We start from the raw sequence: 12919 nt of genomic DNA, 5'->3' as shown, positions 1-12919 counted from the left end.
TGACGGATTACATACGAATGAAGAGAGATCTGATTTTCGCTCATCATGCTCCTTTTTCAGAAAGACTCTGTTAAACAGCATTGTTAATCATCGTACTAATCAGGAACAATCTTATTTAATTTAAGCACAAGTATATTTCACATTATCAACCTCGATACTATTTTGTGAATTTTATTATGCAGCTAATGAGGCAAACAGTGTGGTAAGCGTTGAGAAAATAGATGGTTTTAAAATCGTTAAAGAGAAGTTTCAAGCTCTGCAGAATATAATGAATAAAAATGTATTTACAATTCTTAAATCAATAGAAAGAATTTTTCTGATTTTTTAAATTGATTATGGTTTATCTTTGACAGTCTTTTCATTTTATAAAGGAGTAAGAGGTATTAATGGCTCAACGTGAGATTACCCCTCAAGAAATGTGCGAGCTTAGCTGAAGACAGGAAATATCTCTTTCGTTTTGCTGAGTACGTACCTTCAAAAAAACTAGCACAAGTTTACACCCTTAATTTAAGGGGTTATGGTATGTACCCTAAACGTAGAAGGGACATTGATTACATTGATCAAATAGATGATAATTTGGCGGATCTAATGAATTGGATTAGGAGAGATAATCCCAATACTAAGATTATTCTTGCAGGACATTCCTTTGGAGGTGCATCAGTGCTTCGTTTTGCAGGGAGTCAATATTCCCAATCAGGTTGATACTTATCTTTTCTTAGCACCCTTTATTCACCCTAATGCCTCAAAGCGACAAAGGCGGACATACAAAAGTATCTTTGTTTAAGCTTATCCTTCTTTGTTATATTAAATATAAGCATATTATTGCTGATTTTAGATATTAATATGCTTGATTGAAAAACTGTCATACGGCATCTCCAACTATTTCTGCCTTGATGAGCAAAAACATTCAACGCTCCTCTATCTGAACATTGTAAAGCGCTGATAAAAGCACAAAGCTATGATCAATGAATGCCAGACAAAACGTCTCATCCAGAATGATCTTGTCTCTTTGGTCTATCATTACATACTCCATATCGGCAATAATGTTTCTTAATTTCCGCTCTGACCTGAATGCACTCACATCCCCGCCACTATGGACCAAACAGTTCCGTATCCTATTCGTGTTTTGGATGAATTTCCACGCTGGTGTATCAACCGGAAACTCCACGTTCAACTCGGTTATTAAATAATCTCTCGCTTTATTAATCAACGGTTTCCGGCTGCTGTTTCTCTCACTAAAAGTTCTTCCTGATTCAGTAGGGTGACAGAGCGCCACCAATTTACTTTCTACAAAAGAGTACATGCTCGTTAAAAGGGAGCTTCTTAAAATATTGGGGAAATCACTACGGTAAAGGCTAACTTCATCCATATGCCAATCCCAAAAGCCTTCTTGATCCTCCCCATCGAATTCTGCTGCCATTTTTTCATACCTGCCTACCTCACTTCTTAGTGAGCGTTCTATAAATTCAGCATACTGTTCGAACTGATTTAAAGGATGCTCAACATCGAACAAATACTGTAGTTTGCTGGGCGTCATCCTCTCTATCCCATTCCCCTCCTTTGAAGCATAAATTCTTCATGTAAGATGTGAACCTTCTCGCCATTCCACTCTGGAACTGCCTCCACAAGCCAAAACCAGTGAATATACCATTCAAGTATATTCGTTAAGAGTTGGCATAACACCAGTACTAAAAACATATCTGCTAAAAAAGCTATGTATAAGGCATTACCGCAAGTTAGAGACGACAAAAATAGTGCTGGAATCAGGATCTACTCCTTACGGGCATTTTTTACAACAAAAAGACCGACCTTATCACTCAGCCGGTCGGTCTTTCTCTTATTCTATTTATAACTTCCTTACAATTGTCATTTCTATTTATCCAATTCTGTTCTAATGGGTTGTAATTCCTTTTCTCCATCATTTTCAACCATATGTTTAAGCATTGACAATTTATTATTCCAAAATTGTTCGTAAAAAGAAAGCCACTGCTGTAATTCTTCTAATGGTTCTGGCTGCAACCGATAAAGTTTTTCTCTACCTACCTTTCGTCCACTGACTAATTTTGCTTCTGAAAGGATATAAAGATGTTTTGCAATGGCGGTACGGCTCATGGGAAAATGTGATGTTATTTTTGAAATAGGTAATTCCTTTTGAGCAAGCAATCTCAGTACTTCTCTACGAGTTGGGTCAGCAATAGCTTGAAATACATCATATTTTATTGCTGATGAAGTCATTTAACCCTCAACAACCTTTTTAAGACGTTCATTAACAATCGCTACCCAACCATTGTCCATTCTATCGCGAATAACGGAACTTTTCTCCTTCGCTTTTGGAAGAACAACATCAGGATGTTTCCATCCACTATGAATAAGAATAAACTCTGTCTTGTCACCCAACTCTTTTAAAATAAATGTAACAACCCAGCCATCTGTATCCCACGAAAAAGAAAGCCGATGAGGTTCATCAATTTCTAATACTTTACATGGAGATGGTCCAAATGGTGATTGTAAATGGAATTCGTATCCTTCTTTCCGTTCAAAATCATTTGGCATAAACCATGCTGCAATGCCCTCCGAAGTGGATACTGTGTTCCATACTTTTTGAATAGGCGCTTCAATAATAACCGTTTGTTTAATATCTTGTAGTATGTTTTGATTATTTGTTTCCATCATATTCTCCTTTACCTTCATTTAAATATAACACCTTTTAGTTTCATGCCTTCATAATATAACACCTTTTGGTTTCATGTCAATTTAGTTTTGCCTAAAAACGAATTATCGTAACTAAAAAGAAAACCTAAGTAATCCATTTACGCCTAGGCCCTTCTGTTCCTGTCATTTTCATCGCTTTATCTGTTAATAAACTTAAAATACTTCACCATAAGCCCTGGAAAAGTAGTAATGAGGTATTCCCTTAATTCCATCATTTTGTAAACCCCACTCTTTTTACTCATCTTTTCCGTACTGACTTTATTGTACTAGACTGCCTCGCTAATTCAATAAGACGTGTTACAAAAAAACGCCCAGATCTTAGAGTCTGCGGCGTTTTTAATACAACATAATACCTCTTATGTTGATTTAGAATTAAAAAATTTTGAAATAAAATTCATTCAAGTGTGTAGATAAATCATACTGAACTCTCGCCTATCTGTATAGCCATACCCGTATGATTGAAAATAGCTGATCCAAATTTACTGGTTTACTAATATAATCGGATGCCCCTGCCTCAATACATTCCTTTCGATCATTTTTCATCGCTTTAGCTGTAAGAGCAATGATCGGAAGACTTTGAAATTCAGGTAATTGACGGATCTCTCGAATCGTCTCAAATCCATCCATTTCAGGCATCATAATATCCATAATAACCAGATCGATGTCTGGGTTTCCTTGCAAAACGGTAATCCCATCTCTTCCGTTTTCTGCAAACATTACTTCAACTTGATAGCTTTCAAGCGCTGTTGTTAAAGCAAACACGTTACGCATATCGTCATCCACTACGAGTATTTTCTTACCTTCTAGCAACGCTTTCCTTTCAGGTATTTGTTTCCAAGAATCCCCTGCCTGGAATGGGTACTCAGCCGAAACAACAGGTACGGTGCTTGAATTTTCGAGATGCGTTGTGGCTGCCTCTGCTTCAGAATGGGCTATTTCCTTCCTTGCTATGTTTTCATCTTCTTCCTTTACGATGTTTTGGTAATGAGACAAATATAACGTAAAGGTGCTTCCATAGCCTTCTATGCTTTCGACTTCAATGAAACCACCTAATAACTGAGCGAGTTCTCGGCTAATGGAAAGCCCTAATCCCGTTCCACCATATTTTCGGCTGATTGTCCCATCCGCTTGTTTAAACGCGTCGAAAATGATGTCCTGATTTTCTGCTGCAATCCCAATTCCTGTATCTTTAACGGAAAAGACAAACTCTATATTTGAATGCGTGAAAGCATCCTCTTTCTCTTTTGAAAACATCCCTTTTTCCGCTTTTTCTATTGTTAATGTGACAGCACCATGTTCGGTGAATTTAAATGCATTGGATAATAAATTTTTCAATATTTGCTGTAGTCGCTGTTTATCTGTATGAATAACCTCTGGCAAATCAGAAGCGAGCTGAACATGCAATTGAATATTTTTCTTACGAGCGACAGGAGTAAATTGCGCCTCCACAAATTCTTTCACGTTAGTCAGTTCCACATCTTTAGATATGACCTCTGTTTTTCCTGCTTCAATTTTCACGATGTCTAAAATATCATTGATTAAATGCAATAAATCATTCCCTGACGAGTAGATGGTTTTCGCGTAACTCACCTGTTTATCCGTCAGATTTCCATCGACATTATCCGTGAGCATTTGAGCGAGAATTAACAAGCTATTAAGTGGCGTTCGCAGCTCGTGGGACATATTAGCCAAGAATTCCGATTTATATTGCGAACTGAGCGTTAACTGCTGTGCCTTTTCTTCCAGAATATCTTTTACTTTTTCGACTTCTTTTGTCTTCTGTTCGGAGTGTTCATACTGCTCTTCCAGTTGTTCATTAACGTTTCTTAACTCCTCTTGCTGAGATTGAAGTTCTTCCGATTGACTCTGCAATTCTTCCGTTAAAGCCTGTGATTCTTGAAGCAGTTTTTCTACTTGCATATGTCTTAAAATACTTTTTATGTTCGTACCGAGATTGCTTATTACCTCTTTTAGCAGCATTTCCTCTAGGTCATTAAACGGTTCAAATGAAGCTAATTCAATCACAGCCAATACCTCTCCTTGGAATTCTGCTGGAAGAACGAGTACATTAGACGGTCGGGCTGAACCTAAGCCAGACGTGATTTTTATATAGTCTTCTGGAACTTGATTGAGTGAAATGATGCGATTCTCTAGTGCACACTGACCAACGATTCCTTCTCCTAAACGGAAGCTGCTAGCACCAACCTCTTGTTGATTATCATAATGATCTGCATAGGCAGCAAGCTTCTGGAAGCTTCCGTTGTATCTCGTATCCTCCTTTATATAGATGACGCCATACGCTCCCCTCACCATAGGAGTAACTTTTGTGATGAAGATGTGGGCTAACGTCTCTACATTATCTATTCCAGGATACATGGTCGCAATTTCAGCAATTTTCGTTTTTAACCAGCTTTGTTTCTCTGCCGCATTTTTTAATTCTTTCTCCTGCCTTGTATGTGTTTCAAGAGCTTCCGCCATTTCATTGAATGAAATAGCAATTTTTCCAATCTCATCTTTTGTTTTAAGATGTATACGAGGTAATTTATCCATGTTATTAAAATTAACTTTCGACATGACGGAACTGACCTTATTCAATCTGCCCGTCACATTCCACAGAATAAAAAGTAACATTGTTAATCCAAGCAAATAAGAGACAGACACATAGGCTTTAGTTATTGTAATAACTTGATTATACGTCTTGTTTATTTCGATGGCATTTTCGGTTGCTATACTATTTTCCCTATTTTTTAGTTGAGAGGAAACTTCATTCATATTGTCCATACTTTCTCGAGCCTTATACCAGTACAGTTGAGTTGCTTCCTCATTTTTTCCTTCTTGTATGAGTGTAGACATTTCTTTATCTACTTCAGCATATGTTCTCATCGTTGCCTTTAAATTCTCTACTATTTCTTGTGATTCTTCGTATTCCCCCAACTTTTCCAGGGAATTGATTGCTAGATTCACATCTTGAAGGTGTTTATCCCTATCTACCTCAATTGTACCTTGAAGGTCTTGAGGTGGATTCGCGACTAGATCTCTTGAGTCTTTACTGTAATCATTCAATCCATCTTGAATGATGTTCGCATACATAAGTACCTCATTGCTTTCGGTAAATTTCCCCATTTCTTGGTTAAAGTTATCCATCCTTGTCCCAACATAAATATGAAGAAGAGCATCTACTGCATAAATAATGCCAAAAGCTAAAAATAGTTTCTTTTTAAATGTCATATAACTCCTCTTTTCTGGTCTATTCTATTCCTACCAAGTATCACTTGCTAAGGAATAGAATAACGTTCTTTTACTGACTAGTATCACTGCCATTATGATAAAAATAATTATGGGTGACGTTTTTATTATAATTTAAAAATTTTCAGAATTAAATTATAAATTGTAATTAATAAATATTTTATTTCGCGGGTGTTGATTATCCAAAATTAGACTAAAAATTTCTATAATTTTCAAAATAATTGTGCGGAAATAACGCTATTTCATCAGCACATACGCAATTAAGGACACAAAAAGCTAGTTGTACACGACGTTTTCAGTCTGCCAAATAACACTGGCACATTTCTTTCTCGTCTTTTCGTTTTTTGAACAGCCACCTGTTTTGTCCTCCAAATCCCCCGATTCCTACAATTAAAGCTAATAGATGGAACAACTCATCCACTCCAGTCCCCTTCAGCTTGTTAGTCATTTTATTATAAAATTCCCTTTGAGTGATGATTTACTAAAAGGGAATTATGATCTTAAGTAAAAAGAAGAAGAGTTAGGCTACTTCCCTAACTCTTCTTGACCGTTAGCTATTCATTATCATCCATCATGTTGTATCTCTATCAAAAAAGCTCAAATATAATTGTAGAAAAAGTCTTCTATTAATTAATATTCTAATGAGCAAATGACTTTTTTAGCGATCTTTATTATTAAATATATAGTTAACTTTTATCTCACCCACACGGTTATCCTGTTCATATATTTTAGCATCTGTCGGATATCCTACTACTAGCTCGTTCTGGTTCCATTTGACATCAAAATTCTTGTCAGCGTGAAACGTATTACCGCCCTTATTTTTTAACTTCTCATCACTGTCTCAAAAAGACAGGATTCATTTAAACTTATTCACTGACTAAATTGTACAAAACCGTGTTTAATACCAATAAGTCCCCCAGGATTTAGTAAAAACCCTGGAGGTGTTCATGCAACAAAATTCACTTTTTTCATTATACGAAGCGAGATTGTTATTTCTCACCGAATTTAACAAACCTCATTTCATCTTCAATTAATCCGCAGGCAGCACATTGGATTCTCCGTTTTGGACCGTTGTAAACGGTATGGAAAGGACCTTGGTCAGCCGTACCTTCAAACCGTTCAATGACTTCTCCTGTCTGAGGATCTAATTTGACTGCATGGGCAACCTGTTCAATAATGTTGAATCTAGTCCGATTCGTTTTGCAGTTTGGGCAACAATATCGAGTACTCATAAGAACCCCCTATAGTAGATGATGTCCATTATGATATCCAAAAGCAGCCATTATTATTAATAAAATGAAAGCGCTGGAGACAATTAGTCTCCAGCGCTTCTTGATCGTTCTTTCAATTTTCTGTGCAGACCATTCAAGTTTTTCATTAACTGCTCGTATTCATCGCGTTCAATTTTGCATAAATTGATTTCTTCCGCGACACGTTTCGTAATGTGTGGCTGTTCCATTCGTGCTTTTGTTTTAAGATAAATGAACACTTTCCGTTCATCTTCTTTCGACCGTTCTTTTCGAAGCCATCCGTTCGCTTCCATTCGTGAAATCATTGGCGTAAGCGTACCTGTGCCAAGATTCAGTTTGGCGCCGAGTTCTTTCATCGTTACTTCATCTTTTTCCCACAATGAAAGAAGCACGAGGTATTGCGGATAGGTCAATTCGAATGGCTGCAGGACGCTCGTATACAACTTATTAAACTCGCCAGCTGTTTCATACACCGCAAAACATAGTTGTTTATTTAACGTTAAAAAATCATTCATTACAATACGTTTTTCAAATCCTCTTCCATTTTTTCCGGATCTGTCGTCGGCGCATACCGTTCGACAACCTGTCCATTTTTATCGACTAAAAACTTCGTAAAATTCCATTTGATTTTTTTTGATAAAATCCCTTTTTTTTCTGTCGTCAAATGTTTAAAAAGCGGGTCCGCCTCGTCCCCATTTACCTCCACTTTCGCAAACATCGGGAACGAGACGCCATAGTTTCGCTGGCAAAACTCGGTCGTTTCGTTAATGTCATCAAACTCTTGATTGTTAAACTGATCGCACGGAAAACCGAGCACAGTCAGTCCTTCATCTTTATATTTTTCATACAGAGATTGCAGCCCGCCAAACTGAGGCGTGAATCCGCATTTGCTTGCAGTATTGACAATCACTAACGTCTTTCCTTCATACTCTTTCAACGACATCACTTCACCATTCGGCTTCTTCACTTCGAAATCATATACACTTGTCATGCTTGATCATCTCCGCTTCTCAAAATTATATCTTCCACGATTTAATCGTATACGATACAATTACTAAATACAAGTTTTTTGCACAAAGAAGCCACTCTTAAAAAAGTGGCTTCTCTGCATATAAGGGGGATGTTTTGGTCAGCGCTTTTTTCTTTTCAAAAAAGGAATCCGGCCATTTCATCATTCCGTACGCCTGGCATACTGAATTTATGCCGCCGTCAATGCCTTTTCCAGACGTCTTAAATGTCCATCCATCTTCCGTTCGGCACACTTCACCAATCACAACAGCTGTTTCATTCGAAAAATCTTTTTCCAGCTCGTAACAGGCGATTTCTTCTTTCGTTTCATCACTGACAATACGAACAAAAGCATCATTCACTTCACCAAATGTTTGACCGCGCTCATCCGCCTCATGAATGACAATTGCCACCACTATTTTATGAATCGAAGCAGGTACATACGATAATTGAATGAATAATTGTTCATCATCGCCTGTTCCGGCACCATTTTGATTATCATTTGATAAAACAACCACTCCATCAAACGCCGTTAACTGATTGTAAAACACAACATGTTCCTTTGAACGAATGTTGCCTGTTTCATCCACTAATAATGCCAATGCGTCCAAATCAAAATGGGATGCTGAATGGTCACTGATTGACCAACCGAGACCAAGCCGAATGGATGTCACCATAGAAGAAGGCTTCGTTAACTCTACTTTTTGTCCGTTAACCAGTTTAACCAACATGATTCCTCCTGCCTAAAATAACTTTTCTTACTCTCATTATAGTAATTAAATCGTACCACACCGTCCTATCTCTCTTCAATTTTGAACCCTTTTCACCCCAGTTTCTCTCCCCTTGGTTCATCAAAAAGACAAAAAAAGCACCCCCAATGGATGCTCCTTCATTAACGAACCTCTTCCGTCAACGTGAAATCCCCTGCTTCATTAACGTCTACGTTCAGTCTATTTGTTGCATTTAAATACCTTAATATCGTAATGAACCGTGCTTGCCCAATCCCCTGTTTCTCTAAATCTGATTGCATATTAGTGAAGGCTGGAAGTTCCTTCGTCTTTTCTTCTGCCTCCACATACGGAGCAAAGTAATGAGACACTTTGTTCACTTCTTCTTCAGTGATAAAATTCAAGTGTTCAAACTCATTGTTTAACGCTTCTTCAAAACCGTTTAACAACCCGAAAATGTGGCCTTCATCCACTTTCTTAATCCCTTGTTTCTTTTGTATTTCGTATAATTCACCGAAAGCTTTCCCTAAGACTATTTTTAAATCTGTCTCCACCTTATCTCCTCCTTTTTCGATATCTTTTGCAAACGAAAACATTTTATCCGGGAGGGAGGTTTAATGTTGTTCTATTAAAGTTCTCGTATCATTTTTTAATTGGATCAACATTTGTTCAGCAATCGCATTGTACCCGCGCGCGTTCGGATGAACTCCATCATAAGAAAGATATTGTGGCTGCTCACTATTGATCACATCCGCCGTTTCAATCACCAATGCATAGTCCACTTTGTCTGCCAGTTGATAGAGCTTCAAGTTCCATTTAGGTAGTATTTTGTCTGCTAAAGAATAAAATTCATTTTCTTGATCCAATGGGTTGTATAACTCCAACAAAAGAACGGTCGCATCAGGATTAAGCTCGTTAATTCGATTCATCGTACTCGATAGGTTATGGACAAAATCGGTTTGAAGTCGATCAAATGATCGAATTGCTTCATAAAAGCCCTCCTCAAAACCGAGGCGCAGTATATCATTGCCCCCAATATTAATAGTGACAATATCCGCGTTTTTAATTTTCTCGTCAAATTCTCCCTTTTGAACTAACTCGTTTAATTCTTCACTTGTGATTTCATTAATGCCCTCATTTTCATAAAGAACCTCTTTTTGAATATCCTCTTCCAAATTCAGCGAAAACGATCTGACTAAATTCTCATTCGAACTAGCCCCGAAACCTTTTATAATCGAATCGCCTAACGCTAGATGATGAAGGATTGGTTTATCGACAGAACGGTAATAATCCGTATACGAAATGTGATGTTCACTCGCCATTGTATGTGAAACAGCCGCCGTTTCTTTTTTCACCTTATCGATTTGATACTGCGGATAATAAATCCAAATCGATACACCTAATACGCCTACTCCTAAGAGACTGAGTACATATCCAATGACTTTCATTTTTTCGTCTTACTTCCTCCTTTTATATGCAAACACATTCAATTATCGTCCAATTAATAACAAATTATACGTAATACATCGTCGTATCAATCATAAAAAAAGCTAGCACTCATAAACTAAAAAGTCAAATAATGAATACGCCAATAAACCGTAATGGAGTGATAGGAATATCCGTGAAAAAACATGGTCAATGAAACCTTTTTATGTCATCTTTTTTCTCGTTTATCTGATTTATGTAATTGGCATCAGTTCGTACCTGTTTAGTCTTACGCCCGGTGATATCCCACAAGACTATAAAGGAACGACAGCAGATCCTGCTGCCTTTTTAACCTCCGCTCAAATCGAAGAGTCCCATCAGCTTGATTTGATCGGTTATTTTACTTTTTTTCTAAAAACACCACTTGATTTTTTCCTTTTCATTGCCGTTCTTTCCTTTTCCAAACGGGTGTGTGACCACGCCAAAAAAATCGCCAAACGCTCCTTCTGGCAATTTTCTTTTTACTATTTCGTCCTTTCGCTCATGCTCGCAGCCATTTATCTTCCTCTTGATCTGTTCTTTTTTTATCTCGGCCATCATTATGATTTGACGAGTCAAAGCCTGTACTCTTGGTTAAAAGATTTTCTCCTTGATCTCGGCGTAGACTTACTCATCATGACGCCTCTCTTATTCGGTGCTTTCTGGCTCATCAGAAAACAGCCGAAAAAATGGTGGCTTAGCATGTGGGGCTTTTGCCTGCCTCTTACCGTTCTAATGATGTTTCTTGTCCCTCAGTTTATTAGTCCACTCTTTAATGAATATAAACCGCTTGAAGACAAAATCGTTCGTACTGAAATTGAACAGCTTGCTGTGGAAGCAGGGATTCCGGATGCAAAAATTTTAGAAATGAATATGTCTAAACAAACGAACCAGATGAACGCATTTGTCACAGGGATCGGTTCGAACATGCAAATTGTTCTTGGAGACACAACAATTGAAAAATTGACGATCGATGAAATTCGTTTTGTGATGGCACATGAAATCGGCCACTATACGTTGAAGCACATGTACCACGATCTTTTCTTAAATGTGTTCATGACCTTCTACGTCGCATTTGGTACGTACTATGTGTACCACTTTCTTTTACGTAATGTCGGTTCACGGATTGGCATTAAAAAAGCCGACGATTTTGCGGCTCTTCCCCTGCTTTTGTTGGCAGTATCAGTCGTCAGTTTTCCCCTTTCTCCTTTGGAAAATGTATATTCAAGATATATGGAAACACAGGCGGATGAATATGCGTTGAACATGACAAAGGATAAAGAAGCCGCTATTTCAAGTTTTCAGAAGCTCACGAAAGATTCCAAAACAACCGGGTATGATCCTGATGTGATTCATTTTTTCCAAGGTTCTCATCCCCGTCTCATTGAACGGATTGATTATGTCGAACATTATCAGATTCCAGAGGATAAAGAATAGAGCATAATCTGAGGCCCGATCTTTCAATAGACGGGTTTTTCCATTACATATTATCTCTAAAGTTGGTAACATTTTTTTATTGTCGTATACTGTAATTTAATAGATTTTAATCATGTTTTTGATTTCATCTTAACTATTAGGAAGGAGCGTGTTTGATCGTGAACGCTGCAAAAGTGACATCAATATGGAGATACCCTGTTAAATCGATGATGGGGGAAGAAATGAATGCGTGCGACATAACAAAAAAGGGACTATTAGGGGACAGAGCATTCGGCGTCATCGACATGTCCACAAGTAAACTCGCAAATGCAAAAAATCCACTGAAATGGCCGAACATGTTTCAATACCGGGCAGCTTTTACGGAGCCGCCACAACTGTTATCGTCTACTCCGCCTGTCCGAATTACGTTTCCTGATGGCACAGCGATTCTAAGTACAGATGAGGAAAAGAACACAAAGCTTTCTGAGAGCTTTAATCGAACGGTACAGCTGTCGAGTCCTTCATCACTCGATGTCGAATTTGAAGGGTACATTCCTGAAGATATAGAGGAATTAGAGAATCCAGGTTCCATTTTCACTCGAACATCACCTGAAGGTACTTTTTTTGATATTGGAATCGTTCACATTATTACGACGTCAACGATCAATACGTTAAGAAAATCGATTCCCGAGAGCAGAATTGAACCGAGACGATTCAGACCGAATATCATCATTGATGTTCCAGAAGCAGAAGGGTTCGTAGAGAATGAGTGGATTGGTAAAACATTGACGATCGGTAGCCATGTGCAGCTAAAAATTTTGCAGCCGACGAAGCGGTGTGTCATGACGACACTTGCACAAGGCGATCTTCCGAAAGATCCCGCTGTTTTAAAATCCATCGTCAAAAACAATGCCGGCAGTTTCGGTGTTTATGCTGAAGTCGTGACAGATGGAAAGATACAAGCTGGAGACCATGTAGAAATTAAATAGAAGAAAAAACACACAGTCCGGAAAAGCATTTCTCTTTCGGACTGTGTGTTTTTATGAATGTTCATGAAGTATCAAGGACAGAATAGTGTAAACAATGTATTTTGTG

At 37.9% G+C, this 12919-nt stretch carries 14 protein-coding genes; 3 read left to right on the top strand and 11 right to left on the bottom strand.

Translation table 11 applies throughout. The features are described 5' to 3' along the window. Window positions 1-396: 396 nt before the first annotated feature. Window positions 397-702 (top strand): alpha/beta fold hydrolase, encoded by a 306-nt coding sequence (locus A3M5_RS26535; protein WP_018392119.1) that lies wholly within the window; start codon window positions 397-399, stop codon window positions 700-702. A gap of 205 nt (window positions 703-907) precedes the next feature. Here A3M5_RS26535 and A3M5_RS0102215 read toward each other — a convergent pair whose 3' ends face one another. From A3M5_RS0102215 to A3M5_RS0102155, 11 genes are all read right to left on the bottom strand, one after another. Beyond that, a complete protein-coding gene (locus A3M5_RS0102215) occupies window positions 908-1537 on the bottom strand; it encodes a hypothetical protein (protein WP_018392118.1) in 630 nt (209 codons plus the stop codon). 335 nt (window positions 1538-1872) lie between these two features. Next, entirely contained in the window at window positions 1873-2235 is a 363-nt protein-coding gene (locus A3M5_RS0102205; protein WP_018392116.1) for an ArsR/SmtB family transcription factor, read from the bottom strand. Then, window positions 2236-2670 carry an SRPBCC family protein gene (locus A3M5_RS0102200; RefSeq protein ID WP_018392115.1) on the bottom strand — a complete coding sequence of 145 codons (435 nt, stop codon included), beginning with the start codon at window positions 2668-2670 and terminating at the stop codon, window positions 2236-2238. A gap of 474 nt (window positions 2671-3144) precedes the next feature. Beyond that, entirely contained in the window at window positions 3145-5940 is a 2796-nt protein-coding gene (locus A3M5_RS0102195; protein ID WP_018392114.1) for a response regulator, read from the bottom strand. Between the two features lie 313 nt (window positions 5941-6253). Beyond that, entirely contained in the window at window positions 6254-6406 is a 153-nt protein-coding gene (locus A3M5_RS25090; protein ID WP_018392113.1) for a hypothetical protein, read from the bottom strand. Window positions 6407-6947: 541 nt separating this feature from the next. Further along, the gene (locus tag A3M5_RS0102185) at window positions 6948-7190 is read right to left on the bottom strand and encodes a hypothetical protein (RefSeq protein ID WP_018392112.1); all 243 of its coding nucleotides are present in this window, start codon (window positions 7188-7190) and stop codon (window positions 6948-6950) included. A gap of 83 nt (window positions 7191-7273) precedes the next feature. After that, complete coding sequence (locus tag A3M5_RS0102180) at window positions 7274-7723, bottom strand: MarR family winged helix-turn-helix transcriptional regulator (RefSeq protein WP_018392111.1); 450 nt, start codon at window positions 7721-7723, stop codon at window positions 7274-7276. After that, complete coding sequence (locus tag A3M5_RS0102175) at window positions 7723-8199, bottom strand: glutathione peroxidase (RefSeq protein WP_018392110.1); 477 nt, start codon at window positions 8197-8199, stop codon at window positions 7723-7725. Before A3M5_RS0102175 ends, A3M5_RS0102180 begins: the two co-directional genes overlap by 1 nt. A 97-nt stretch (window positions 8200-8296) precedes the next feature. Beyond that, window positions 8297-8947, bottom strand: a complete 651-nt coding sequence (locus A3M5_RS22060) for a TerD family protein (RefSeq protein ID WP_082193818.1) — start codon at window positions 8945-8947, stop codon at window positions 8297-8299. A 161-nt stretch (window positions 8948-9108) separates the two neighbouring features. Beyond that, a complete protein-coding gene (locus A3M5_RS0102160; protein WP_018392107.1) occupies window positions 9109-9498 on the bottom strand; it encodes a hypothetical protein in 390 nt (129 codons plus the stop codon). Between the two features lie 60 nt (window positions 9499-9558). Then, the gene (locus tag A3M5_RS0102155) at window positions 9559-10392 is read right to left on the bottom strand and encodes a GDSL-type esterase/lipase family protein (protein WP_018392106.1); all 834 of its coding nucleotides are present in this window, start codon (window positions 10390-10392) and stop codon (window positions 9559-9561) included. Window positions 10393-10582: 190 nt separating this feature from the next. On the opposite strand from A3M5_RS0102155, the gene A3M5_RS0102150 reads away from it, so the two are divergent. Then, window positions 10583-11845, top strand: coding sequence for a M48 family metallopeptidase (locus A3M5_RS0102150; protein WP_018392105.1), 1263 nt, complete (start codon window positions 10583-10585; stop codon window positions 11843-11845). Between the two features lie 158 nt (window positions 11846-12003). Continuing rightward, on the top strand, window positions 12004-12813 hold the full coding sequence (locus A3M5_RS0102145; RefSeq protein ID WP_155894654.1) for an MOSC domain-containing protein: 810 nt from the start codon (window positions 12004-12006) through the stop codon (window positions 12811-12813). Window positions 12814-12919: the final 106 nt, after the last annotated feature.

The organism is Bacillus sp. 37MA (assembly GCF_000372765.1).
Lineage (GTDB): Bacteria > Bacillota > Bacilli > Bacillales > Domibacillaceae > Domibacillus > Domibacillus aminovorans.
Note: the sequence above shows the minus strand (reverse complement) of the source record. Positions and strands in the feature narration are given on the sequence as shown.

Excerpts from the sequence above, each read along its gene's own strand:
- A3M5_RS0102175 (WP_018392110.1), bottom strand. The coding sequence starts at position 8,199 with ATGACAAGTGTATATGATTTCGAAGTGAAGAAGCCGAATGGTGAAGTG.
- A3M5_RS0102195 (WP_018392114.1), bottom strand. The coding sequence starts at position 5,940 with ATGACATTTAAAAAGAAACTATTTTTAGCTTTTGGCATTATTTATGCA.
- A3M5_RS0102200 (WP_018392115.1), bottom strand. The coding sequence starts at position 2,670 with ATGGAAACAAATAATCAAAACATACTACAAGATATTAAACAAACGGTT.
- A3M5_RS0102185 (WP_018392112.1), bottom strand. The coding sequence starts at position 7,190 with ATGAGTACTCGATATTGTTGCCCAAACTGCAAAACGAATCGGACTAGA.
- A3M5_RS0102205 (WP_018392116.1), bottom strand. The coding sequence starts at position 2,235 with ATGACTTCATCAGCAATAAAATATGATGTATTTCAAGCTATTGCTGAC.
- A3M5_RS0102155 (WP_018392106.1), bottom strand. The coding sequence starts at position 10,392 with ATGAAAGTCATTGGATATGTACTCAGTCTCTTAGGAGTAGGCGTATTA.
- A3M5_RS0102150 (WP_018392105.1), top strand. The coding sequence starts at position 10,583 with ATGAAACCTTTTTATGTCATCTTTTTTCTCGTTTATCTGATTTATGTA.
- A3M5_RS22060 (WP_082193818.1), bottom strand. The coding sequence starts at position 8,947 with ATGTTGGTTAAACTGGTTAACGGACAAAAAGTAGAGTTAACGAAGCCT.
- A3M5_RS0102180 (WP_018392111.1), bottom strand. The coding sequence starts at position 7,723 with ATGAATGATTTTTTAACGTTAAATAAACAACTATGTTTTGCGGTGTAT.
- A3M5_RS25090 (WP_018392113.1), bottom strand. The coding sequence starts at position 6,406 with ATGACTAACAAGCTGAAGGGGACTGGAGTGGATGAGTTGTTCCATCTA.
- A3M5_RS0102215 (WP_018392118.1), bottom strand. The coding sequence starts at position 1,537 with ATGACGCCCAGCAAACTACAGTATTTGTTCGATGTTGAGCATCCTTTA.